Genomic DNA, 22743 nt, shown 5'->3' with positions numbered 1-22743 from the left:
CAGTCTCCCAGTCATCGCATAGCCTGCGCCCATGACCCCAGAGCGGATCGCGCTGATCTCGGACGTACACGGCAACCTGACCGCGCTCGAAGCCGTCCTCGCAGACATCGAAGCAAGAGGAATCACCCGGATCTTCAACCTCGGCGACTACGTCGGCAAGGGCCCGCGAGGACGCGAGGTGGCCGAGCTCTGCCGGGAGCGGTGCGAGGTCAACATCCTCGGCAACTGGGAAGACTTCCTGCTCACGCCCGAGCCCGACTTCGGCCGCGAGTCGGTCGGGTTGATGTGGTGGCGGCTGCAGGCCTGGGAGCAGGCCGAGTGGCTGCGTACGCTCCCGTTCAGCCACGACTTCTGGATCAGCGGCCGGCGGGTCAGGCTCTTCCACGCCTCCGAGGAGACCGTCCACCGCCGGGTCAGGTTCGACCACGGCGAGAAGGAGTTCCTGGGCCTGTTCCAGAACACCGAGGCGACCGGCCTCGACGGTCCGGAGCCTGACATCGTCGGTTACGCCGACACCCATGACCCCTACTACGAGACCGACCGCAACCGGCGCACCGTCTTCAACACCGGCAGCGTCGGCAACTGCATGAGCGACCCGACCCCGGTCTACGTCATCCTCGAGGGCGTCATGGACAGCGAGCAGGAGGCCCCGTTCGGCATCCAGTGGGTCCGGGTCCCCTACGACGCGGAGGCCGAGATCGCGTACGCGGCCGAGGTCGGCATGCCTGAGCTCGAGGAGTACACCTACGAGCTGCGGACGGGCTTCTACCGGGGCAACCTCAGGGACGGCGAGCAGCCGACCTACCACCGGAGGCGGTAGATCGGCTCTTCGTCGCTCCCGAGGCGATCAACTGATCTTGCGCCGGTAGGCAGCCATGGCGAAGGCGTACGACACGACCAGGATGCCCACGCACCAAGCCAGTGCCACCCAGATGTCGTCGCCGACCGGCTGCTCGGCGAAGAGTGCCTGGATGGTGTTGACGATCGAGGTCACCGGCTGGTTCTCGGCGAAGGCGCGGACCGGACCCGGCATCGTCTCCGTCGGCGCGAACGCCGAGCTGATGAACGGCAGGAAGATCAGCGGGTAGGAGAACCCGGTGGCTCCCTCCATGGTCTGCGCGGCCAGTCCGGGGATGACCGCGAGCCAGGTCAGTGCCAGGGTGAGCAGCGCCAGGATCCCGGCGACCGCGAGCCAGGCGCCGAGGTCGGCCGAGGTGCGGAAGCCCATCAGGAACGCGACGCCCAGGATGATCACCAGGGTGAGCATGTTGGCCACCATCGAGGTGCCGACGTGTGCCCAGAGCACCGCCGACCGGGCGATCGGCATCGACTGGAACCGCTCGAAGATCCCGCTCTTCATATCGGTGAAGAGCCGAAGCGCGGTGTAGGCGATGCCCGAGGCGATCGCCATGACCATGATCCCGGGGAGGACGTAGTTGACGTAGTTGTCGGTGCCCGTGCGGATCGCGCCGCCCAGGACGTAGACGAAGAGCAGCATCATCGCGATCGGGGTGAGCGCGGTGGTGATGATCGTGTCCGGGCTGCGGGTGATGTGCCGCAGCGAGCGAGCCAGCAGGGTGCCGGCGTCGGCAAAGGTGTGCTTGTTCATGACGGGTCTCCTTGCTTGGTGGAGCCGGTGAGCGAAAGAAAGATCTCTTCCAGCGACGGCTGCTTCTCGACGTACTCGACCTTCGCCGGCGGCAGCATCGCCTTGAGCTCGGCGAGGGTCCCGTTGGCGATGATCGTCCCGCCGTGGAGGATGGCGATCCGGTCGGCGAGCTGCTCGGCCTCCTCGAGGTACTGCGTGGTGAGCAGCACGGTCGTGCCCTGCTCGGTCAGCTCCTTGACGACCTTCCACACCTCCAGCCGCGCCTCCGGGTCAAGCCCGGTCGTCGGCTCGTCGAGGAAGATCACCGACGGCGAGCCGATCAGCGACATCGCGATGTCCAGCCGCCGCCGCATGCCGCCGGAGTACGTCGCGACCTTCCGCGCGCCCGCCTCGACCAGGTCGAATCGCTCGAGCAGCCCGTCGGCGATGTCGCCGGGGGAGGGGAGGTGGCGCAGCTTCGCGACCAGGATCAGGTTCTCCCGGCCGGTCAGGATCTCGTCGACCGCCGCGAACTGCCCGGTCAAGGAGATCGCCTCGCGCACCCGCTGCGCCTCCTCGACGACCGAGGCACCCTCGACCAGCGCCGCGCCGGCATCGGGTTTGAGGAGCGTCGAGAGGATGCGTACGGCCGTGGTCTTGCCGGCTCCGTTCGACCCGAGCAGCGCGAAGATCGAACCCCGCGCCACCTCGAGGTCCACACCCCGTAGCACCTGGTTGTCCTTGTAGGACTTCTCCAAACCGCGTACGGAGATGGCTGCTGTCGCGCTCATGACTCGTCCTCCTTGTTGATGGCCTCGATGGCGTCGGTGAGCCGGGCGCGCTCCTTCTTGATCCAGGCGCCCTCGGCGTAGTTGCTCGCGAACTCCTCGGCGAACTCGACGGGGTTGTCGCCGACGATCGCGCTGACCGGAGTGCCGTCGGCGGCGCCCTGCTCGAAGAGGTCGAGGAGGTCCTCGGCCATCGCCGTCAGGATCGTGCCGTCGGAGATGCCGGCGGCGTACATCAGGTAGCGCTCGACCGCGTCGTGTGCCTTGCGGTGGCTCTCGGGGAGCTGCTGCTTGCGGGTTTTGAGCTGCCGCCAGCGCTTCTTGAGCTCGAGCTCGCCGACGACGGTCTCGAACATCGATCGGATGGACATGCCTTACTTTCCTTCCGTACGGAGGCTCTCCAGCCGTTCGGCCAGGAACCCCCAGGTGGTCCAGAACTCTTCGAGGTACTTCTCGCCGTCTGCGTTGAGCGAGTAGACCTTCCGCGGCGGCCCCTTCTCGGACGGCCGCTTCTCGACGTCCACCAGCCCGTTCTTCTCGATCCGGACCAGCAGCGCGTAGACCGTGCCCTCGGCGATCTCGGTGAACCCCTGGCTCCGCAGCCAGGTCGTGATCTCGTATCCGTACGCCGGGTTGCCGGTCAGGAACGCCAGCACGATCCCCTCCAGCGTCCCCTTGAGCATCTCGGTCATCTGCTTGCCCATCGGGCACCTCCTTCCACTACTCAGTGATGCTGACTACCGGTACATAGTAGCGCTGAGTAGTGACGAGAGGTCAAGTCCTTACCGCAGGCGGAAATGCCAGCGGCGCTGGTGCGACGGGATCAGCCGTCGTGCCAGCGCCGCTGGTGGTGTCGTTCTTGTTGTCGTTCCTCTTGCCCGGTGTCCTCGTCGTAGCCACGGTGGATCCGTTGGCGCATGTCTCCGGGAATCGGAGACTACGACTCAGCCGGGTCCTTGATAGAGCACCCGGCTGCTGTCGCGACCGCCTCGATCAGCGCGCGCCGCTGCTTCTCGGTTGCGTCCTCGCGGCCGAAGGAGCCGCCGGCGGTGGGTATCGATGACTCTGATGGTGCCGTGCAGGCCCACCGCCAATTGGAGTGGTCGTCACCAGTGAAACTCGTCGTAGCGACCCCGCCCTGCACGTCGAACTTCTCCGCAGAAGCGTTGATAGCCTCGATCAGGTCGTCCGCGTCCACACTGTTGGTCAGCGAGAACGTGAACGTCATCGATGGAGCATCCTCCGTCGTCCGTACGTCGCACTCCATCTTCGTGATTCCTCCGTTCCCGCTATTCAGCGGGAGGTCGCCCCCGCGAGGTGCGGGTGAGCTGTCGGCGGTCGATCGGGTGACTACCTCATTTGCGGAGAACCTGTTCGTCCCCATGACGCCTTCGACCGCATCTACTGCGACCCCGCAGACCGACTCCTTCGAGTAGACCGGCGGCTCATCGTCGCTACCGCATCCCGACAGAACCGGCGCCGCTCCAATGAGTACCAGCGTGGCCGCCGCGCGAATCATCCTCAACCGTGGTCCTCCAGCTTCTTCCGGTTCTGGTAGTTGGCGCCTTCGTTGTCCATCGTGCGCTCGACAGCGGAAGCGATCCCGCTCTCGTCCGGCGGCTGCCTGAGCACCGCTTCCATCTCTGTGGGCGTCAGGACTCGGGCGGCCTAAGTGCTCTGTAGAACTGCTCGGACACATCGCTCCACCGCCGGGCGTGCCGGTCTGCGTGCGCCATAGCGCAGAGCCTCTGGGGCTGGCTGTGAGGGGCATCAGCCGCCCGGGCATCCCTGGGCGCGTGCGATCGATCCCACCAGTTCGTTGACGCTGTCGACATCCGCGCCGCTCGCGCTGCCCGTCACGTAGGCCACGGGAACACCACTTGTCGACCACGACCCGCATGTCCACCACCCGTCAAAGCGACCATCGCCCGTCGCGTCGACGTCAACTCCAATCGGGCCAGCCGTGCTCGCCTGCTGGTGTTTGGACTCCGAGATCTCCCTGATGGTCGACTCCCAAACGTCTTTGGAGCGAAACCGCAGGGTGACGTCGACGGCGAGGTTCTCACCCTCGGTATAGACCTCACACCTCAGTGCGCCGCCCGCAGTTGGTTCTAGCGGGAGCCTCGCATCGCCTCTTTCTGTAACCGTAAACCTTGACGTTCCGGCGACATCCTCAAAGAGGTGCGCAGGAAGGCCACACGCTGATTTACGGCTGAACGGCTCGATCTCATCGGTGCCACATGACGTGACCCCGCATGTGGCAACAAGAAGAAGGCACAAACTGAGGTACTTCATTCGCTTCGGACTCCTGCCGCGACCTGATAGTTGTCCCAGGAGGTCTTCACCGTGTTCGTGACGGCAGCATTGATTCCTGGATCGTGCTGATGGTTCGACAGGACCGTTGCCATCTGCTCGGGGGTTAGCTTTCCCGGTGGGATCGGGACTCCGGCAGGGTCCGTTGGCCACCCCTCCGTCTTGAAACGGGACACGCCATCGGCGCCAGTTCGCACCTCAGGGTCAGCGTGTCCCGCCGGAGGCACGTCACTCTCGGCACGGGCGATGGCGTACAGGGCTTGAAGTTCCGTTGCCCGCCTCGCCGACTCGTAGTTGTTGTTGCCCTCGATCGCAGCCGACTTCGATGGGTCCCCTACGTAACCGTCAATCACCTGTTCCTTGATGCCGTCGAGCAGGTAACCGCCCGCGAGGCCACCGACCGGACCTAGTTTGTCAACGGGAATGAGGTCCAAGGGAAGAGTGAAGAGTTCGGCGGTCTTGCGACGAGCTTCTTCGTCACCTTCAGAACCCTCCAGCATGCCTTCGGCTAGCTGGTCCTCGAGGTAGCCGCGCAACCCCGCAGCGCTTCCGATCTTGTCGATAAGGGGATCTCCAGGCGTGTCTGGATGAAACTCTCCAGCACCTGCAACTCGTCCGTCCAGCGACGCCAGTGCGCCCTGGTCAAACATCAGTTGGGTCAGCTTTCCACTCTGCGTTCCGATGATGCTCGTCGCAGTCTCGTTGTTTCCGACATCTTTAAGGACGGAACTCAGGTCATCCTTGTTGAAGTTCGCGTGGAACGGAGGGATCTCCTGCCCTTCGGGCAGGGGATAGGCGCCATTGTCGATGGCGGCGTAAGTATCTGCGATGTAGGTTCCGATGATCCCCCCGAGCTCCTCGTCGTAAGCCTCATCGAGGTCTTCTGATGCTGCATAGTCGATCGTCCACGATGCAATCTCCGCCGCCTTCTTGCCCGTTTCGCCGGGCTCCATCGCGGCGTCGACCGTGGCTGCGCGCACGACGCTGTCCATGTCGTCGGCCATGTGACTCGCTGTGAGGCGGTCGTGCATGAGGTACTTCGCCATGTTCTCGTCGCCCATGACCGCCTGAGCAGAGCCGATGCCGTTGTCGGCGACCTTGACGAACTGACGCAGGGGGTCGCCGTTCTCGTCCATGAACGACTCTCCGCCGAAAGAGAGGCCATAGTTGATCTGCGAGTACCGAAGTGGGTCGCCGTTCTCGGTCTCCAGGAGCTGGGTGCCGAGCTTGTGGGTGAAGTCGGCGCCGAGTTCGACGTTACGTCCTTCGGCGGCGTGGAGAAGGATGGCGGCAGCTGTTGAATCCTGACCGATTTTCTCGGCGTAGTCCGCGTTGTCGATCCAGCCGCCACGGGAGGCGGACCCGAGCAGAGCGGCGAGATTGCCCGCTCCCTCTCGCTGGAGCTTCTGCAGCGCCATGGTCTCGTCGCCGATCGAGACCGGCGGGTTCTCGTAGTCGGGGTAGGTGATCTGGGTCCGGGTCCAACCAGTCATCTGATGGATAACGTTATTGACACCCTGCGGGCCCAGCCGATCGATGACGGCCTCGCCGAAGTCGCGGTCGTCGGAGTGCTTGCCGAGGATGCTGAACCACTTCTCGGCCTCCTTACGCTCCGCGACGCTGTCGATATCGTCGAGATCCTCGAGCTTCTTGGCGGTGTAGTCACCGATCTGGGCCTGCACCTCGGGCGGGAGCACTTCCCAGCTGTCGTCCATGAGCTCGGGGTTATCGAGAAGTTTCTTGGTGAGCTCATCGTCCGAGAGTCCGCGGAGCTCGTCGGGCAGCGTCGCTTGCTCGATTGTCCCGGTGCCACCGTCGTACGCATTGCTCGTCGCGCGGTTGAGGACGTTGACCAGGTCGTTCTCTGCTCTCTCCGCGTCCGTGAGGGCGTCCTGGATCGTCTGGGCAAGCTCCTTCATGGTGGCTTCGTCACCGTCTTTGGTCTCGGCATCTCCTGCCGTGATCGTCACAGGACTGCCCGTGCTGACCTTCCAGCCCTTCTCTGTTGCGCTCTGGTAGGCCCCATGTGCGGAGCTCTTCGCCTTCTTGATCACGGCGCTGGCCTCGTCGAGGCTCATGATGACCTGTCCGAGCGGCGAGGCGATGTCGTTCAGGCTCTCGACCAAGGCCCGGTGGCGGTTCTCGGCACGGGTGGCGGCCTCACCGACCCAGGTATCAGGGACCTTGCCAGCATCCATTTCATCCTGCTGGTCCAAGAGTTTCTTGCGCGCGGTGTTGAGGTCATCAGCCGCAGCGTCGAGCTCTTCGGGCTTCCACATCTGCAACTGGTCATACGTGACGGCCATCAGTCTCTCCCGATCATCGCTTCGCGGTAACGCGCCTGCTGCGCCGTGATGGTGTCGGCCTCGACGATGGCGTCTGCGTCGGCGACGGTGGTCGTCTTGTGGTCGCGGGCGTCCTTGACCCACTTGTCCTTGTCGCTCTTCCACTCGGCCTTGAGGCCGTTCGCGGCGCCGACGACGGTGCTTCCCGGCAGTGCGGAGGCGACCTTGCCCATGGGGCCTTCGAGATCGAGACCGGCGACGGCGTCGGCCGCGGTCCCGATGGAGTTGGCCGCGGTCTTCACCTGCGGCACCACGATTTCGACGTTCACGAAAGGATCCCCCAAGACATTCGGAGCGATTGGTAACTCTCTCCTACCCCAAATCCTGGGTTTCAAACACAAATCGTCGAAAAATCTTGTAAGCACTCGGTTGGGCGCCTGCCCTGCGCGTCCGCTCGCATCTCGCCAGCAGCATCGGCCGTCTGAGATAACGTGTCGCGTCGTACGGAGGTGCCCGTCGATCTCGGGGGCGAACTCGATCCGGCGTGAGAAAAGAAGGGGCGCGATGTCGCAGCCACACCAGGCGGCAGGAGCAGGGCCGGCATGGACGGCGACGACCACGCCGCCGTCTCGAGGCAGTTCACGAAGTGGCGGCTGGCTCGGGCTGACGGCCCTGGGGCTCGCGGCTGGGATGCTGGGGATCGTCGCGCTGGTGCGGGTGATCGTCGGTATCCCGAAGGTCAGCCAGAGCTACTACAACGCCCTCTACAACATGGAGGATCGCCAGATTGTCTGGCTCATCCTGGGCCTGCTGATGATCGCCTCGATCGTCCCGATCGCGGTGGCGGTCGTCCTCGGCCACCTCGGCGTCAGCCGGGCGAAGGCAACCGGCACGAGCGCCGCGGTCTCCGCGATCGCGCTCGGGGTCGGCTACACGTTGGTCGTCTTCTGGGTCGTACGCCTCGTCAACGCGATCACGAACGCTGCCGAGTTCAACGGCGGGTTCCGGATGTTCATCGAGTACGTCGGGCTCTGGGCCTGACGTGGATGCTCACTCTCGGGAAGCGCGGCCGCCGACGCTGGTGATCGGGTCGGTGCTGGCGCTGCTGTATGCGGTCGGCTCGCTGATCATCTGTCTGTGGATCCTCAGCCTCGTGTTCGAGGACGAGGGCACCCGGCTGAGCAGCGGTGAGCAGTCGGGACTGGTCGTCGCCTGCATGGGTGTCGCGGTCACCGTGTTCGGGATTTTCTGCATCATTCGCGGCCTTCAAAGGCAGATCTGGGCGCTGACCCTGGTGGTGATCGGGCTCGGCGTCGGTGTCTTCGTGGGCATCGGTGTCACGGTGATGGCGTTCAAGGCGGACGAGGACGGGCTGCTCAGCAGCGGCTGGTTCTGGCTCGCGATCACGTTGGTCATGATCGCCCCGGTCGTTCTACTGAGCATCGCGATCTCGAAGCTGCCGTCGCGGCACGAGTCCCCGACGACCGACTCGCGCTGACGGCGGCACCGTCAACGTACCTCTGCCCAGAATCTCTCCAGATCGGCATCGAGCTCGGCCGCGACCTGCATGGGCAGCGAGTGGGTGGTCTTCGGCCAGACCTTGACGGTCGCGCCAGGGATCAGTCGGGCCTTCTCGGCCGCATCCTCGCCGCCGGCCAGCGACTTGTCGCTCGCGATGGCGACGTACACCGGCATCCCGAGGGTCCGCAGCTGGTCGTCGGTCAGGCGTGAGGGGGTCGGCAGGCTGCCGGAGTCGAAGTGGGTCGTGCCGGCGGCGATCATCTTCGCCATCGGGTCGTCCGGGTCGACCTCGTCGTCCTCGACGCCGCCGATCCGGTTGAGCGCGTGATCGCGCCACGAGTCGGGCAGGAAGGGGAGCGCCGCGACGGCCGACCAGGCGATCGCCCACGCCGGAAGCATCCCGAACGTCATGATCGGCTCCAGCAGGGTGAGGCTGGCGAGTCGTTCGGGGTAGCGCACCGCGACGGCCGCCGCGAGCCCGCCGCCCTGGGAGTGGCCGACCAGATGGATCCGGTCGAGTCCGAGGCCGTCCAGCGCCTCCTCGACCCAGCGGGCGTTGTCGTCCATGCCGCGCAGCGGGAGGGTCTGCTCGGAGAGCCCGCTGTCGCCGATCGCGTCGAACGCGTAGACGGTGCGATGTTCGACGAAGTCGCGCAGGTTCTCTCCCCACATGGGTACGCCGCTGGCCCGGCCCGGCACCAGCACCACCGGGACGTCATCGACCGGGTCCGGGTTGATCCAGGCGTACGCGCGGACCGTGCCGAAGGTGGTCTCCACGTCGCGCGTCTCGGTCGGCTGAGGCAGAGCAGCGAAGGCCGCGTCGTACGCCTCGATGTAGGCCTGGCGCCCGGCGGGCGTACGGAAATGGCCGACGCCGGGGCCGCTCGAGCCGAGCACCGTCACCAGGCACCCGGTCGAGACGACCGCGATGACGGTGACGAGGACGACCGGCCAGCGCCGGCGCCTCCGCTGCGATTCGACGCTCTCGTTCTCGATGTCTCCGTGCATGTCGTCCCCTCGTCCCGATAACGATGCGATCGCATTGTAACCCGTTGCGATGCGACTGTATTGCTAGCCTGGCGCCATGCCAAGAGCCGTGGATCACGAACAGCGCCGGTTCGAGATCGTCGCCGGGCTCTGGCAGATCGTCGCCGAGCACGGGATCGAGGGCGTCAGCCTGCGGACCGTCGCCGCCCGGGCAGGCGTCTCGATGGGCCGCGTGCAGCACTACTTCGGCACCAAGGACGCGCTGGTCGTCGCCGGCATCGACCTGCTCGTCAAGCGTGCCGTCATCGAGTACGACGCGACCGCCGGCCGCCCGCCGCAGGATCGTCTCCTCCACATCCTGCTCCAGCAGATCCCCGCCACCGAGGCGGGCCGCATCGGCGTCACCGTCTGGTACGCCTATGTCGCCAAGGCGATGACCCACGCCGCCGTCCGTCAGATCCTGGCCGAGGCGACCAGGGTCGGTGTCGAGGAGTGCACTCGCCACATCCAGGAGGCGCACGGCCTCGGCGAGCAGGACGCGCGCACCCGCGCCATCGAGCTGCTGTCGCTCTCCGACGGTCTCACTCTTCGCGCCCTCATCGGGGACATCACGGCGGACGAGGCCGAGGCCACGATCCGCGTCCAAGTGTGCGGCTGAACGATGTGACGCGTCGGCCGTGACGTCCGCCGTTTAGGGTCGACGGCGTGGTCAGGGACGAGGATCTCGGGTCGCCGTGGAAGCCGACGGCGCGCAGAGTCGGGTGGACGCTGCTGGCCATCGTCAACCTGCTGATCGGGATCGTGATCTGTGTCGGGTTCGGGGCGCTGGACGGCGGGCAGCTCGGGCCCAACCTGATCGGAGTCTCGTGCGGGGTGATGTTCGTCCTGCTGGCGTTCTACGTACAGCTGATCAAAGGTGTACGCATCGGCCACGGCAGCGCCCACCGCAGGATCCGGCGGATGGACGGCGGCGGGATCGAGATCAGGCTGCGGCGCGGGCCGGGGATCTGTGGCGAGCTGATGCTCGTGTGCTTCGTGGGGATGCTGTGCCAGTTCGCGGGGCTCTCGTTCCGGGGCGGCATGGTGGTGATCGGGGTGCTGTGCACGGCAGCGGCGGCGTTCTTCGCGGTGGTCGTGGTCGATCATGCGTTGACGATGAGGATGCGCCGGGCGTTGGTGCTGACTCCCGAGAGCCTCGTCGTGGAGCGCGGCGGCGAATCCGTCAGCGTCGCCTGGAAGGAGATGCGCGTCGACGTGTTCGAGCAGGTCTCGACCCATGAGGGGATCACGGTGACCAACCGGTTCCTCGAGGTCACCCCGAAGCGGGATGCACCGTCGTGGTCGACGACACGGCGCCACCAGATCCGGCTGCTGCCGCGGCGGTGGCGGCGCAGGGTGGTCCGGGTCGGGTTCTGGCTCCTCGACCACCCGGAGCGGGTGCTCACGACCCTGACGTCGCTACGCCGACGCCGGGATGACGAGGCCCGGCGGATCGCGCTCTCGAACGATGTCACGTTGGCCTACCTCACCGGCGATCTCGAGGAGTCGCCGCTGCCCAGCGGCCGATGAGGCCCCGGGTCAATCCGGCCGGACCCGCATCCCCGCGAGCATGTTGCTCAGCCCCCGGTGACCGTCGGTGCGAGGGAGGACGACGAGGGTCACGACCACGAAGGCGAGCAGGAGGAGACCCGAGCCGGGGAAGTCGGCCATGAGCAGGAACGTCAGGCCACCGGCACCGGTCAGCAGCATGACGACCCGGCGCCACCACAGCCCCGACGTGGCGGTGGCGCGAAGGCCGACGACCCACTCGCCGACGGTCCGCCCGAAGCCGAGGACGGCGACGGTCTCCAGAATGATCGGTGGACCCCAGAGCAGCCAGAACTGGGTCGTGGTCGGGATCTGGTCGTAGGGGACGTCCAGCCCGTAGAGCTGCCACGCCCGCCAGGCCAGTGCGAGCGGGGCGCCGCTGCCGAGGATGACCAGCAGGTCGGCGGTCATCCCGACCAGCCGGCGGCCCACGGTGACCGTGGTGGGCGCCTTCCGTGCCCGCCGGCGGACGAGACGTACCGAGATCGCGGACCCGATCACCGCACCGAGGGTGTTGATCATCAGGTCGTCGACGTCGAAGACGCGGTAGGCGCAGGGATAGAGGCCCCAGATCCCGGTGAGCTGAGTGAGCTCGATGAGGAGCGAGGTCGCCAGCCCGAGAAGGCCGGCTACGACCAGACCCCGGCCGGCGATCGCCCGGACGAAGAAGCCAAGCGGCACGAACAGGACGACGTTGAGCGCGACCTGGAGGAACGCGGCGCTGGTGAGCAGGCCTCGGACACCGACCTCCTCCCGCGCCCGCAGGATGTCGGAGACGAACCCGAACGGTCGGAACTGTGTCCCCGCGCACGTGTAGCTGCCCACGTCGGGCACCGGGAGCAGGGTGTAGGCCCACAGCGCCACCGCGTAGATCGTGGCGGCGAGGAGCAGGAGGATGCGTACGAGCGGGAACGTGCCTCTGCGGCGGTAGGCGATCGCAGCCGCCGGGACGAAGCCGGCGACGGCCAACAGCACCCCGAGAAAGATCGCCACCGCGGCATTGCCGACGACGTTGCTCACATCGGTACGTTAAGCCGCCCGACCCGGGACGGGCGTGGTCCGACACCCGTCCCGGACCGACTCGCTACGCCGGAACGAGCCCAGGCTTTCCGGACTCGGTGAAGAACCGTCCACCGATGGTCAGCGGCGCGCCGGGCGTGCTGACGTACGGCACGTTCTTGTAGGTGATCTCCGCGCCCGTCGCGTCGAGCGAGACGGTGGTGTAGCCGCGGAGGCCGTTGTAGAACTTCATGTGCGGGTTGCGCTCCAGGTACGCCGCCCAGTTGGCCGGACGCTCGGCGCCGTTGCCGCCGGAGGTGATCGAGCTGGTGACGATCTCGGTGCCCATGATCCGCGAGGACGGGTCGTCGAAGTCGTCGTGGATGTTCAGCCCGTAGTGGACGTGCACGTCGCCGGTCAGCACCATCAGGTTGGCCTGCTCGGACGCCTTCCAGCCCTCGAGGATCCGGCGCCGCGAAGCGGGGTAGCCGTCCCACGAGTCCATCGAGCGGGTGCCGTCGCCGGAAGGGTTGTCGCGACGCGAGAAGGTGACCTGCTGCGGGACCACGTTCCACAGCGCTGAGGAGCGGCGCCAGCCGTTGATCAGCCACTGCTCCTGCTCGTTCCCGGGCAGCGTCATCGACTCCGCCTCGGACTCGGCCGACGGCACCTTCCAACCGTCGCCGTTGGCCTGGTTGGTGCGGTACTGGCGGGTGTCGAGGATGTCGAACTGCGCCAGCCGGCCCCACTGCAGCCGCCGGTAGAGCCTGAGGTCGGGGCCGTCCGGCTGCTGCGGCATCCGCAGCGGCTGGTTCTCCCAGTAGGCGCGGTAGGCGGCGGCGCGACGCACCAGGAACTCCTCGGGCGGCACCGAGTTCTCCGGGGTGTCGGCGGCGTAGTTGTTCTCGGTCTCGTGGTCGTCCCAGGTGACGATGAACGGGTGAGCCAGGTGAGCGGCGATCTGGTCAGGGTCGGACTTGTAGAGCCCGTAGCGCGCCCGGTAGTCGTCCAGCGTCACGGTCTCGTGGTTGAGGTGCGCCGGCAGCGGCTGGGTGTAGGCGCGCGTCCCGGCCGATGCGTTCACGGCGTACTCGTAGAGGTAGTCGCCCAGGTGGAAGACCGCGTCCACGTCCTCACCGGCAAGATGCTTGTACGCGGTGTAGTAGCCCTGGTCGTAACGCTGGCACGAGGCGAGGGCGAAGGTCAGCGACGACACCGCGGCACCGACGGCCGGGGCGGTCCGGGTCCGGCCGACCGGGCTGATCCACTGGCCGACCCGGAAGCGGTAGAAGTACTCCGTCGCGGCGTCCAGGCCGCGGACCTCGGCGTGCACCGAGTGGTTGAACTCCGTGTGCGCGGCAGCCGTGCCGCGGCGTACGACTCGGGTAAAGGCGGCGTCACGGGCCACCTCCCAGGCGACGTCGAAGCGCGCGGGCGGCATCCCGCCGGTGGGCTCCAGCGGGAGCGGCGCGAGCCGGGTCCGCAGCAGCACCGAGTCGGGCAGCGGGTCGCCCGAGGCGACGGCGAGGGTGAACGGGTCCGAGGTGATCGCGGAGGGAGAGCCGGCAGGGGCGGCGAAGGCGCCCGTACGCGGCAGACCGGTGGTGAACGCCAACGCGGTCGCGGCGGCCGAGACGGTCAGGAAGCGGCGGCGGTCGAGGCCTCGAAGTGCGCCGCGGAGATCAGGAGTGTTGCTGGGGCCGGGCATGGACGTGCTCCTGTCGACATGGGGGTTATCGACATCAGCGAAGCGGTGCCCGGTGAAGGCCTCGTGAAGTGCGGGGGAGGGGTGGGCTACGGCTTGGTGCCCTCGACGGGCTCAGCAGTCCGGTGTACCGGACATCCGGGCGCGAAAGTGCCGAGAGCCTCGGTGTCGAACCCGTGCGGATAGCTGCGGATGCGCGGCATGTCGCGGACGTATGCCGGCTTCCTCCGCGCCGGCAGCAGCGCGACCACGCGCGCACGTGCCTTCAGCGCCCCACGGGACAGCGAACGCGCCACGCGCCCGGGCTCGGGGTAGCCGAACGCCTCAAGCAGGTGCGGCTCCATCAGCGACAGCGAGAAGATCCGGATGAGCGGTGCCAGCGGCCGCGGGTAGAAGGTGGTCAGCAGCTCGAGGGTCGAGTCGGCGACCGCGCGGCCGCCCTCGTCGTACCCGAAGTGCTCGGCCTCGTAGGAGTCGAGCAGCTGCTCGAACTCCTCGTAGGTCGCCGGGATGTCCTTGATCCCCATCCGCTTCCCGAGCGCCTGGTAGTAACGCAGCGCGGCGAGCTGCTCGTCGGGGGTCGACTGCCGCCAGCCGAACTCCTGGTTCCAGCGGCGCGGGATCACCACGAACGTCGACAGGACGTAGCGCATGTCGTCGTTGGAGATGTCGTACATCCGGTGCATCTGGTTGATCCGCCGCACCGCCGCCCGGCCACGGGGGCTGTCCAGGTCCTCGATCGCCGCGTCCTCCAGCAGCAGCGCGGTGTCGTCGTAGCGTTTCTGGGTGTGCTCGGTGAACTGGTGGGTGTCGGCCAGCAGTCGGCCGATCGAGGGCACCGCATAGGTGCGGAACAGCGCGAAGCTGAGCGCCTGAGTCGTGTCCCACGGGAACTCGTAGAGCCCCAGAAGCCTCGAGATCTCCTGAAAATCGGTCTCCGGGTCCAACCCGGCCGTCCGCGCGCGCCTCCGACAATTCAGCTTGGCCATCGTGCCTCCTCGCTCGATACATAACCGTATCGTGATTTGGATCACCTGTCGTGGCCCTCGCCGTAATGTCTTCAGCATGGAGAAGTCGGGAATCCAGTCGCCTCTGTCCCTCGCTGCCGCCGAGGCGGTCCGCACGTACGCCGCCACCACCCGCTCCGCGCTGGGCACGGCCGAGTCCCCGGTGATCTCGTACGCAGGTCTGTGGCTGCTCCTCGCCTCGCTGGCGCCCGTGGCGGAGGCCGAGACGGACGAGGTCTTGGGTCTGAACCGTGCCGACGCCCGGGCTGCCGCGCTGGCGCTGCTGGGGGCGCCGCACCCCACGATCGGAGCCGCCGTCGCCGGCTGGCTGCGCCCGGGTGTGGAGCTGAAGAAGGGCCTCCCGGTTCTGCTCGACCCGCTTCCGGAGCAGGCCGGGCTCGACGCGTGGGCCGAGGAGCACACCCGCGGTCTGATCACGGAGTTCCCGCTCGAGATCGACGTCCAGACTCTGCTCGTGCTCGCCTCGGCGCTGGTGGTGACGCCGCGCTGGAGCGAGCCGCTCGACGACGACGGAGACGGGTTGCTGTTGCTCGAGGGCGGGTTCCAGGCGGTGGTGGAGACCGAGGCCGCCGGTCCGGTCGCGGTCGCCTGCCCGTCCAGCGAGGACGGCATCTCGGTCTACTCCGTGATCGCCGCGGCGGACGTCAGCGCCGAGGACGTGTGGCGGGCCGCCGACGAGGTCGTCCGGAGGATCGACGCGGGCGAGGTGCGCAACCGCACCTTCGAACCCGATGACGCCGTCGGCCAGCAGCACGGCCACGCGTGGACGGTCGAGGAGGTCACGATCTTCGGTGGCACTCCCTCCGACCGCTGGCGCAGCCACCTCCCGGAGTGGAGCGCTGAGGACCGTCACGATCTCTCGGCCGCGCCGGGGGTCGGCGAGATCGCCCGCGGGGTGATGGCGGCGATCGAGGAGGAGACCGAGGCCGCCTGCGTGCAGAAGGCCGTTGCGTCCTACGACCGCGAGGGTTTCGAGGCCGCCGCGGTGACCGGAATGATGGTCCGGGCCGCCGCCGCGCCGCGCGAGACGAAGGTGCGGCAGATCGACCTGAGGTTCGACCGGCCGCACGCCGTGGTGGCGGTCGCGCGCGGCGGAGCCTGGGAGGGCATCCCGCTCTTCAGCTCCTGGGTGACACCGGCATAATTTCCGCCATGGACGCGCACCCCCCGATCGCCGGCCGTTACCGGCTCCTCGCCCTGCTCGGAGCCGGCGGTATGGGGGAGGTCTGGCGGGCGCGCGACACCGTGCTCGACCGCGATGTCGCGGTGAAGCTGCTGCGCGACGTCGACGACCCGACGATGGCCGAGCGGTTCCGTCGGGAGTCGCTCTCGACCGCCCGGGTGGTCCATGACGACGTGGTCAAGATCTTCGACGCGGGCAGCGACGACAACGACGTCTTCCTGGTGATGGAGCTGCTCCCCGGCCCGACCCTGGCCGAGCCGCTCAAGGAGCGCGGCGCGATGCCCGTCGACATGGCGGTCGAATACGCCCGCCAGGTCGCCGGCGCCCTCGGCGCCGCTCACCGGGCCGGGGTGGTGCACCGTGACATCAAGCCGGCCAACCTGATGTTCGACGGCGACGGCCGGCTGACCGTGCTCGACTTCGGCATCGCGTACGCCATGACGGGCGTCGACGCCGGGCTGACCCAGACGGGCCACGTGATCGGCAGCCCGTCCTACCTCTCGCCCGAGCAGGCCGCGGGCGACCCGGTCGGCCCGCCCGCCGACGTCTACTCGCTCGGCTGCGTCCTCTTCGAGATGCTCACCGGCAAGGTGCCCTACGCCGCGCCGCACCCGGTCAAGATCCTGCACATGCACCTGAGCGAGCCGGTGCCGCGCATCACCGACTTCCGCTCGGTGCCCGCGCCGTTGGAGCGGCTGGTCACCCGGATGCTCGACAAGAACCCGGCCGCCCGGCCCTCGATGGACCAGGTCGGCCACGAGCTCGGCTACGTGCTCAGCGGAGCCGATCCCGATGCCACCGACCTGCTGGCCTCCGGTCAGGCGCCGCGGCCGACCCAGGCCATGCCGCAGCGGCCGCTCGACGAGCCGATGGCGCTGCCCAACTCCCGCACCGGCGTCCTGCCGCGCCCTGACGCCCCACCGCCCGTCCGCGGCCCGCGCCCGGGATCGCTGCGGAAGTTCCCGACCGGCCGGCTCCTGGGTGCGGTGGCGATCGTGATCGCCTGCCTCTTCGCCGCTTCCTGGCTGGCCGCGTACGAGCCCCCGCCTGCCGAGGCCGACCAGCCGTCCCAGAGTTCTGACGACTCCGGCGGCTCCGACACCGACACCAACACCGACACCGGCTCCGACAACAGCTCCGACAACAGCTCCGACCAGAACACCGACGCGTCGGACAACAAGACTCTCAAACGTCTCGACAAGCTCGACCGCTGGCGAGAGAACCTAGAGGGCTGGAACGTCATCGACGAAGGTCAGTCCCAGGAGTGGGAGGACCAGATCCAGGACATCCGTGACCTCGTCGAGAAGGGTGAGAGCGCCAAGCGCGAGATGGAGCAGCTCCGCGACGAGTTCAAGAGCATCCGCGAGGGCGAGGGCCAGAACGGCGAGAAGATCCTCGACGGCCTGCTCAAGCAGAACTAGCCGGCGATTCCGGTGCCTGGGTGCTCTGGCGTCTGAGCCCATGCGCCGCGTTGGACTACAGCAGTGGGCGCGACCTTGTGAATGGTTCACAACCTCGTGCCGAGTCGGCGCAACTGTCGCACGTCGTCACCCCCGACCCGAGCACGTCATGCGGGACGCTTACGCCGATTCAGCGGGGTGTCTGGTTCTTGGGGTCGGAGGAGTGGCCGTACTGCCGCGTCAGGTGCGGCGGGTGAACCTGATGGTGCCGTCCGGTAGCCGTTCATGGACGTACGCCGGGTTGTGCGCCAGGCGGTGATGATGCGGACACAACAAGGCCCCGTCTTTGAGATTCGTCTTGCCGCCGGCGGCCCAGGGTTCGAGGTGGTGGGCGTCGCACCACTCGGGTGGCATGTCACAGCCTTCGGCTTGGCAGCACTTGGCTTGTAACCGGAGTGCTTTGCGCTGGATCGGTTGGAAGAGCCTGTTGGCTCGGCGGGCGTCGAGGACTTCGCTGTCGCTGCCGAGGACCCAGGGAATGATGGTGGCGTTGCACGCCATCTTGCGGGCCTCCGCAGCGGAGATGGTGGTGCCGTTGGTCTCGTCATAGCCCAGAGTCGCGACGCCGAGGTCCTTGCGGAGCTCCTCGAGGGAGATGACCACGTTGATGGTGGTCGCGTCGCCGCCGTGGCGCGGCAACACCGAGGAGTCGACTTCCCAGGTCAAACCCACTTTCGCGGTCAGCGATCGACTCTCATCTGCTGCGCCACACCCGGGCCGCCGCCCCGATAACCAGCCAAGTTTTTCTCGATCTGGTCCGGATTCCAGGACCGCCGAAGGCGGCCGGCGAAGCCGGCGCCCGAAGGCGTCCTTGACGCCGGTCCAGATCGAGAACACTCGAGAACGGGTCGGCGGCCCACACCAGCCGTGGGCGGGACATTCCGGCAGCGAGGGGAGCCGCGTTGGCCCCGGCACCCTCCGAGGACTCGCCGAAACAGACACACATCAGCCCCCAAGGGTGCAGACTTCGCGCAACCCATATACGAAGGACGCGAGATGACTCGACTCCAGCTGGCCCGGGCGGCGGTCTTCGTCGCCTTCGCGGTCCAGGGACTGACCTTCGCCTCGCTGATCACCCGGCTCGAGTCGATCGCGACCAAGCTGGACCTCAGCGCCGGCGACGTCTTCGTCGTGCTCGGCGTCACCACCGCGATCGGGGCTCTTGGCAGCGTCGTTGCGGGCCACCTCGCGACGAGGATCGGCAGCGCGGCGACCCTGTCGCTGATGCTCGCCGGCGCGTCCCTGGCCGCCGTCACACCCGCCTTCGCCCCGACGATGGCGACCCTGCTGGTGCTCAACGGGGTCTACGGCTTCTTCCTCGGCGGCGTCGACGCCTCGATGAACATGCAGGGCACCGCCACCCAGGACGCGTACGCCCGGCCGTTGATGAACGGCTTCCACGCGATGTGGAGCGCGGCGGCCGTCCTCGGCGCCGTCTACGCGACCGTGACGATCGCCCTCGGCGTACCTCTGGGTTTCGACATGATCCCCATCGCGCTCATCGGCCTGGCGGCCAACGCCGTGACGTTCCGGCTCCTGCTGCCGCCGGAGGCGGTCGACGCGGCCGAGCACCGGACCAGCAGTACGCAGCACCCCAGGCCCCAGCTTCCCTGGCTGCCCCTCCTTCTGGTCGCGGTGCCCACCTTCGCGATGTGGTTCATCGACTCCGCGGCGTCGGCCTGGGGCGGGATCTACGTCGTCGACGGCCTGGGCGCCGCCGCCGCGGTCGGGCCGGCGATCTACGCCGCCTACCAGCTGGTGCTCCTGGCCGTACGTCTCCCCGGTGATCGCCTCGTCGCCCGTTTCGGGCCCGAGCGGGTGATCCGGACCGGCGGGGTCATCGGCGTCGGCGCCCTGGTGCTGATCGTCGCCGCCCCGCACTGGAGCGTCGCCGCCGTCGGCTTCGCCGTCCTCGGCGGCAGCCTGGCGATGGTCCCGCCGCAGTCCTTCGTCGCCGCCGCCCACATCTCCCCGGACAACGCCGAGGAGGCGATCGCCCGGGTCAACCTCGCCAACTACGCCGGCTATCTCGCCGCCGCCTCGCTCATCGCCGCGGTCGCCGAGGTCTTCGGTGAGCGCTCGATGTTCGTCATCCCGCTGGCCGTCTCCGTGCTCATCCCGGTGATGGCCCGTCGGTTCGCCACCCGACCCTCGGCCGACGCGGTGGAACTCAGGTGATCGAGGGCGAGAATTTCCGCCCCGTTTCTTGACTCATTCAGGATTTCGCGTAGTGTCTGAGGCGTGGGGAACGCGGACTACGAACAGTTGCTGAGAGGTGCCTCCCTGCGCGTCACTCGCCCGCGAGTGGCCGTTCTGGGGGCCGTCACCGAGAACGCGCACGCCGACACCGAGACCATCCTCGGAGCGGTGCGCGAGCGGCTCCCGGACGTCTCCCATCAAGCCGTCTACGACTCCCTCGCCGCCCTCTCGGCGGCCGGGATCGTACGCCGCATCCAGCCGTCCGGCTCGGTGGCTCGTTACGAGACCCGGGTCGGGGACAACCACCACCACGTGGTCTGCCGCTCCTGCGGGAGCATCGCCGACGTCGACTGCGCCGTCGGCCATGCGCCCTGCTTGACGGCATCGGACGACAACGGCTTCGTCGTCGACGAGGCCGAGGTCATCTACTGGGGCACCTGTCCGCAGTGCCAGGCCGCCCAGCGCAGCAAGTGATCCGAACAAGAAGGATTGGAACCTGATGTCTGAAGAGTCCGTGAGCAAGTGCCCGGTCATGAACGCCGGCCGCGTTCACCCGACCGTCGGCAGCGCCAACCAGGAATGGTGGCCCAACAAGCTCAATTTGAAGATCCTGGCCAAGCACCACCCCGCGGCCAACCCCGTCGACCCCGACTTCGACTACAAGACGGCCTTCGAGGCGCTCGACCTGGCCGCCGTCAAGGCTGACATCGCCGCGGTCCTGACCGACTCCAAGGACTGGTGGCCGGCCGACTTCGGCAACTACGGCCCGTTCATGATCCGCCTCGCGTGGCACGCCGCGGGCACCTACCGCAGCCACGACGGCCGCGGTGGCGCCGGCAGCGGTCAGCAGCGCTTCGCGCCGCTCAACTCGTGGCCCGACAACGTCTCGCTCGACAAGGGCCGCCGCCTGCTGTGGCCGGTCAAGGCGAAGTACGGCCAGGCGCTCTCCTGGGCCGACCTGTTCGTGCTGGTCGGCAACGTCGCGCTGGAGACCATGGGGCTGAAGACCTTCGGCTTCTCCGGTGGTCGCGAGGACGTGTGGGAGCCCGACGACGACGTCTACTGGGGCCCCGAGAAGGTCTGGCTCGACGACGAGCGCTACACCGGCGACCGCGACCTGCAGGCGCCGCTGGCCGCCGTCCAGATGGGTCTGATCTACGTCAACCCGGAGGGCCCCAACGGTGAGCCCGACCCGATGAAGTCCGCGGTGGACATCAAGGAGACCTTCCGCCGCATGGGGATGAACTCCGAGGAGACCGTCGCGCTCATCGCCGGTGGCCACACCTTCGGCAAGACCCACGGTGCCCACCCCGACGACCTGATCGGTCCGGACCCGGAGGCCGCTCCCCTGGAGAACCAGGGCCTCGGCTGGAAGAACGGTCACGGCACCGGCGTCGGCCCCGACGCGGTCACCTCGGGCCTGGAGGTCACCTGGACCTACCACCCGACCCGCTGGGACAACGAGTTCTTCCACATCCTCTACGCCTACGACTGGGAGCTCACCGAGTCCCCGGCCGGCGCCAAGCAGTGGAAGCCGAAGAACAACGGCGGCGCCGACCTGGTGCCCGAGGCGTTCGGTGACGGCAAGCGCGAGCCGCGCATGCTCACCTCCGACCTCGCCCTGCGCATGGACCCTGAGTTCGACGCGATCTCGCGCCGCTTCAAGGACGACCAGGAGGCCTTCTCCGACGCCTTCGCCCGCGCCTGGTTCAAGCTGACCCACCGCGACATGGGCCCGAAGAGCCGCTACGCCGGCGCCGAGGTCCCGGCCGAGGACCTCCCCTGGCAGGACCCGCTCCCGACCGGTTCGGCTGCGACCGACGACGCCTCGATCGCCGCCGCCAAGAAGGCGATCGCCGAGTCCGGCCTGACCCCCCAGCAGCTCGTCTCCACCGCTTGGAAGGCCGCGGCGACCTACCGCAACTCCGACAAGCGCGGTGGCGCCAACGGTGGTCGCATCCGCCTCGAGCCGCAGGTGTCGTGGAAGGTCAACCAGCCGGACGAGCTCAAGCCGGTCATCGCGGCCTACGAGGAGATCGCGGCCGCGACCGGTGTCTCCTTCGCCGACGTGGTCGTCCTCGCCGGTGGCGTGGGTGTCGAGCAGGCCGCCAAGGCGGCTGGCTACGACGTGACCGTGCCGTTCACGGCCGGCCGCGTCGACGCCACCCAGGAGCAGACCGACGTGGAGAACTTCGGCTGGCTCGAGCCGGTGGCCGACGGCTTCCGCAACTACGACTCCGGGTTCCTCAACCTGCCCTCCGAGTTCCTGTTCATCGACCGCGCCAACCTTCTGGGCCTCTCCGCCCCGGAGGCGACCGTCCTCACCGGCGGCCTGCGCGTGATCGGCAACAACTGGGACGGCTCCGACCTCGGCGTCTTCACCAAGACCCCGGGCGCGCTGACGAACGACTTCTTCGTCAACCTGCTCGACTACGACCAGCAGTGGACCCCGTCCGCCGACGAGACGACCTACACCAGCACCAACGGCTGGACCGGTTCGCGCGTCGACCTGGTCTTCGGCGCCAACTCCGAGCTCCGCGCCATCGCCGAGCTCTACGCCGGTGCCGACGCCAAGGAGAAGTTCGTCAAGGACTTCGTCAAGGCGTGGGTCAAGGTCATGGAGAACGACCGCTTCGACATCAAGAAGTGATCTGAGGCCGTACGCCCCGGCGTACGACCCGACACGGAGGCCGGCCCCTGACGGGGTCGGCCTCCTTCGTCATACCCGCCGGGGTAGGATCATCGGCCGCCGCAATCAGTTGCCTAGGTCAGGTGGAGCAATGGAACACCGGAGCGCCGAGCCTCCGAAGGGTCCGACCGGTCCGCCGCCGTCGTGGCGGCCGCCTCCTCCGCCCGCCCCTCGGATCGCGCCCGAGCCGCCGCGCACTACGCCCAGCCGACCCGGCGCTCGCCGCGCCGCGCCGACTCCGTCGGCTGCTCAAGCGTTGCTCGCCAGGGCCGAGCCGGCCAAGGTCTGGGTGACCGAGAAGTGGGCCGCGGTCAGGACCTCGGCGACCAAGACCTCGGCGTCGAGGGGTCCGGGGAACCGGCCCCCCGCGCCGCCGAGCGGGCGGCGCTGGGGGAAGCTCCCCGCGAAGGT

The 22743-nt window shown here is 67.9% G+C and carries 23 protein-coding genes; 10 read left to right on the top strand and 13 right to left on the bottom strand.

Annotated elements, in window-relative coordinates; all coding sequences use genetic code 11:
* The first annotated feature begins 31 nt into the window (after positions 1 to 31).
* Complete coding sequence (locus ACFVJS_RS03275) at positions 32 to 820, top strand: metallophosphoesterase family protein (RefSeq protein ID WP_378877424.1); 789 nt, start codon at positions 32 to 34, stop codon at positions 818 to 820.
* A 27-nt stretch (positions 821 to 847) separates the two neighbouring features.
* Here ACFVJS_RS03275 and ACFVJS_RS03270 read toward each other — a convergent pair whose 3' ends face one another.
* From ACFVJS_RS03270 to ACFVJS_RS03235, 8 genes are all read right to left on the bottom strand, one after another.
* On the bottom strand, positions 848 to 1609 hold the full coding sequence (locus ACFVJS_RS03270) for an ABC transporter permease (protein WP_378877421.1): 762 nt from the start codon (positions 1607 to 1609) through the stop codon (positions 848 to 850).
* Positions 1606 to 2379, bottom strand: a complete 774-nt coding sequence (locus tag ACFVJS_RS03265) for an ABC transporter ATP-binding protein (protein WP_378877419.1) — start codon at positions 2377 to 2379, stop codon at positions 1606 to 1608. The genes ACFVJS_RS03270 and ACFVJS_RS03265 overlap by 4 nt, the downstream gene beginning before the upstream one ends.
* Entirely contained in the window at positions 2376 to 2747 is a 372-nt protein-coding gene (locus ACFVJS_RS03260; protein WP_378877417.1) for a DUF1048 domain-containing protein, read from the bottom strand. Before ACFVJS_RS03260 ends, ACFVJS_RS03265 begins: the two co-directional genes overlap by 4 nt.
* 3 nt (positions 2748 to 2750) lie before the next feature.
* Positions 2751 to 3080 carry a PadR family transcriptional regulator gene (locus tag ACFVJS_RS03255; RefSeq protein ID WP_008363644.1) on the bottom strand — a complete coding sequence of 110 codons (330 nt, stop codon included), beginning with the start codon at positions 3078 to 3080 and terminating at the stop codon, positions 2751 to 2753.
* 233 nt (positions 3081 to 3313) lie between these two features.
* Positions 3314 to 3901 carry a hypothetical protein gene (locus ACFVJS_RS03250; RefSeq protein ID WP_378877414.1) on the bottom strand — a complete coding sequence of 196 codons (588 nt, stop codon included), beginning with the start codon at positions 3899 to 3901 and terminating at the stop codon, positions 3314 to 3316.
* Positions 3902 to 4146: 245 nt separating this feature from the next.
* Positions 4147 to 4671, bottom strand: coding sequence for a hypothetical protein (locus tag ACFVJS_RS03245; RefSeq protein ID WP_378877413.1), 525 nt, complete (start codon positions 4669 to 4671; stop codon positions 4147 to 4149).
* The gene (locus ACFVJS_RS03240) at positions 4668 to 6995 is read right to left on the bottom strand and encodes a hypothetical protein (protein ID WP_378877411.1); all 2328 of its coding nucleotides are present in this window, start codon (positions 6993 to 6995) and stop codon (positions 4668 to 4670) included. Before ACFVJS_RS03240 ends, ACFVJS_RS03245 begins: the two co-directional genes overlap by 4 nt.
* Positions 6995 to 7303, bottom strand: coding sequence for a hypothetical protein (locus tag ACFVJS_RS03235; RefSeq protein WP_378877409.1), 309 nt, complete (start codon positions 7301 to 7303; stop codon positions 6995 to 6997). The genes ACFVJS_RS03240 and ACFVJS_RS03235 overlap by 1 nt, the downstream gene beginning before the upstream one ends.
* A 235-nt stretch (positions 7304 to 7538) precedes the next feature.
* Between ACFVJS_RS03235 and ACFVJS_RS03230 the strand changes: the two genes are divergently transcribed.
* On the top strand, positions 7539 to 8015 hold the full coding sequence (locus tag ACFVJS_RS03230) for a hypothetical protein (RefSeq protein ID WP_378877407.1): 477 nt from the start codon (positions 7539 to 7541) through the stop codon (positions 8013 to 8015).
* 1 nt (position 8016) lies between these two features.
* Positions 8017 to 8472, top strand: coding sequence for a hypothetical protein (locus ACFVJS_RS03225; protein ID WP_378877405.1), 456 nt, complete (start codon positions 8017 to 8019; stop codon positions 8470 to 8472).
* Positions 8473 to 8483: 11 nt separating this feature from the next.
* Here ACFVJS_RS03225 and ACFVJS_RS03220 read toward each other — a convergent pair whose 3' ends face one another.
* Complete coding sequence (locus ACFVJS_RS03220) at positions 8484 to 9503, bottom strand: alpha/beta fold hydrolase (RefSeq protein ID WP_378877403.1); 1020 nt, start codon at positions 9501 to 9503, stop codon at positions 8484 to 8486.
* 76 nt (positions 9504 to 9579) lie between these two features.
* Between ACFVJS_RS03220 and ACFVJS_RS03215 the strand changes: the two genes are divergently transcribed.
* Both ACFVJS_RS03215 and ACFVJS_RS03210 read left to right on the top strand, forming a co-directional pair.
* Positions 9580 to 10140, top strand: coding sequence for a TetR/AcrR family transcriptional regulator (locus tag ACFVJS_RS03215; RefSeq protein WP_378877401.1), 561 nt, complete (start codon positions 9580 to 9582; stop codon positions 10138 to 10140).
* Positions 10141 to 10187: 47 nt separating this feature from the next.
* Positions 10188 to 11051, top strand: a complete 864-nt coding sequence (locus ACFVJS_RS03210) for a hypothetical protein (protein WP_378877399.1) — start codon at positions 10188 to 10190, stop codon at positions 11049 to 11051.
* Positions 11052 to 11060: 9 nt separating this feature from the next.
* Here ACFVJS_RS03210 and ACFVJS_RS03205 read toward each other — a convergent pair whose 3' ends face one another.
* From ACFVJS_RS03205 to ACFVJS_RS03195, 3 genes are all read right to left on the bottom strand, one after another.
* Entirely contained in the window at positions 11061 to 12089 is a 1029-nt protein-coding gene (locus tag ACFVJS_RS03205) for a VanZ family protein (protein WP_378877397.1), read from the bottom strand.
* A gap of 64 nt (positions 12090 to 12153) precedes the next feature.
* Positions 12154 to 13776, bottom strand: coding sequence for an alkaline phosphatase D family protein (locus ACFVJS_RS03200; RefSeq protein WP_378877395.1), 1623 nt, complete (start codon positions 13774 to 13776; stop codon positions 12154 to 12156).
* 86 nt (positions 13777 to 13862) lie between these two features.
* Positions 13863 to 14762: an oxygenase MpaB family protein gene (locus ACFVJS_RS03195; RefSeq protein ID WP_378877393.1), complete on the bottom strand. Its 900-nt coding sequence runs from the start codon at positions 14760 to 14762 to the stop codon at positions 13863 to 13865.
* A gap of 76 nt (positions 14763 to 14838) precedes the next feature.
* On the opposite strand from ACFVJS_RS03195, the gene ACFVJS_RS03190 reads away from it, so the two are divergent.
* Together ACFVJS_RS03190 and ACFVJS_RS03185 are read left to right on the top strand one after the other, a co-directional pair.
* A complete protein-coding gene (locus ACFVJS_RS03190) occupies positions 14839 to 15945 on the top strand; it encodes a hypothetical protein (protein ID WP_378877391.1) in 1107 nt (368 codons plus the stop codon).
* An 8-nt stretch (positions 15946 to 15953) separates the two neighbouring features.
* Positions 15954 to 17405 carry a protein kinase gene (locus ACFVJS_RS03185; protein ID WP_378877389.1) on the top strand — a complete coding sequence of 484 codons (1452 nt, stop codon included), beginning with the start codon at positions 15954 to 15956 and terminating at the stop codon, positions 17403 to 17405.
* Positions 17406 to 17624: 219 nt separating this feature from the next.
* On the opposite strand, the gene ACFVJS_RS03180 is transcribed toward ACFVJS_RS03185, so the two are convergent.
* On the bottom strand, positions 17625 to 18281 hold the full coding sequence (locus ACFVJS_RS03180) for a DUF222 domain-containing protein (protein WP_378877387.1): 657 nt from the start codon (positions 18279 to 18281) through the stop codon (positions 17625 to 17627).
* Positions 18282 to 18440: 159 nt separating this feature from the next.
* Here ACFVJS_RS03180 and ACFVJS_RS03175 point away from each other — a divergent pair, with 159 nt between their 5' ends.
* The 3 genes from ACFVJS_RS03175 (at position 18441) to katG (ending at position 22293) form a co-directional block, all read left to right on the top strand.
* Entirely contained in the window at positions 18441 to 19622 is a 1182-nt protein-coding gene (locus ACFVJS_RS03175) for an MFS transporter (protein WP_378877385.1), read from the top strand.
* A gap of 63 nt (positions 19623 to 19685) precedes the next feature.
* Positions 19686 to 20117, top strand: a complete 432-nt coding sequence (locus tag ACFVJS_RS03170) for a Fur family transcriptional regulator (protein WP_378877383.1) — start codon at positions 19686 to 19688, stop codon at positions 20115 to 20117.
* Positions 20118 to 20142: 25 nt separating this feature from the next.
* Positions 20143 to 22293, top strand: a complete 2151-nt coding sequence (katG, locus tag ACFVJS_RS03165) for a catalase/peroxidase HPI (protein WP_378877381.1) — start codon at positions 20143 to 20145, stop codon at positions 22291 to 22293.
* Positions 22294 to 22743: the final 450 nt, after the last annotated feature.

This window comes from Nocardioides sp. NPDC057772, from assembly GCF_042798075.1.
Lineage (GTDB): Bacteria > Actinomycetota > Actinomycetes > Propionibacteriales > Nocardioidaceae > Nocardioides.
This window is presented reverse-complemented; position numbering and strand designations above follow the sequence as displayed.

Excerpts from the sequence above, each read along its gene's own strand:
- ACFVJS_RS03275 (WP_378877424.1), top strand. The coding sequence starts at position 32 with ATGACCCCAGAGCGGATCGCGCTGATCTCGGACGTACACGGCAACCTG.
- ACFVJS_RS03270 (WP_378877421.1), bottom strand. The coding sequence starts at position 1,609 with ATGAACAAGCACACCTTTGCCGACGCCGGCACCCTGCTGGCTCGCTCG.
- ACFVJS_RS03265 (WP_378877419.1), bottom strand. The coding sequence starts at position 2,379 with ATGAGCGCGACAGCAGCCATCTCCGTACGCGGTTTGGAGAAGTCCTAC.
- ACFVJS_RS03260 (WP_378877417.1), bottom strand. The coding sequence starts at position 2,747 with ATGTCCATCCGATCGATGTTCGAGACCGTCGTCGGCGAGCTCGAGCTC.
- ACFVJS_RS03255 (WP_008363644.1), bottom strand. The coding sequence starts at position 3,080 with ATGGGCAAGCAGATGACCGAGATGCTCAAGGGGACGCTGGAGGGGATC.
- ACFVJS_RS03245 (WP_378877413.1), bottom strand. The coding sequence starts at position 4,671 with ATGAAGTACCTCAGTTTGTGCCTTCTTCTTGTTGCCACATGCGGGGTC.
- ACFVJS_RS03240 (WP_378877411.1), bottom strand. The coding sequence starts at position 6,995 with ATGGCCGTCACGTATGACCAGTTGCAGATGTGGAAGCCCGAAGAGCTC.
- ACFVJS_RS03230 (WP_378877407.1), top strand. The coding sequence starts at position 7,539 with ATGTCGCAGCCACACCAGGCGGCAGGAGCAGGGCCGGCATGGACGGCG.
- ACFVJS_RS03220 (WP_378877403.1), bottom strand. The coding sequence starts at position 9,503 with ATGCACGGAGACATCGAGAACGAGAGCGTCGAATCGCAGCGGAGGCGC.
- ACFVJS_RS03215 (WP_378877401.1), top strand. The coding sequence starts at position 9,580 with ATGCCAAGAGCCGTGGATCACGAACAGCGCCGGTTCGAGATCGTCGCC.
- ACFVJS_RS03200 (WP_378877395.1), bottom strand. The coding sequence starts at position 13,776 with ATGCCCGGCCCCAGCAACACTCCTGATCTCCGCGGCGCACTTCGAGGC.
- ACFVJS_RS03195 (WP_378877393.1), bottom strand. The coding sequence starts at position 14,762 with ATGGCCAAGCTGAATTGTCGGAGGCGCGCGCGGACGGCCGGGTTGGAC.
- ACFVJS_RS03190 (WP_378877391.1), top strand. The coding sequence starts at position 14,839 with ATGGAGAAGTCGGGAATCCAGTCGCCTCTGTCCCTCGCTGCCGCCGAG.
- ACFVJS_RS03185 (WP_378877389.1), top strand. The coding sequence starts at position 15,954 with ATGGACGCGCACCCCCCGATCGCCGGCCGTTACCGGCTCCTCGCCCTG.
- ACFVJS_RS03175 (WP_378877385.1), top strand. The coding sequence starts at position 18,441 with ATGACTCGACTCCAGCTGGCCCGGGCGGCGGTCTTCGTCGCCTTCGCG.
- katG (WP_378877381.1), top strand. The coding sequence starts at position 20,143 with ATGTCTGAAGAGTCCGTGAGCAAGTGCCCGGTCATGAACGCCGGCCGC.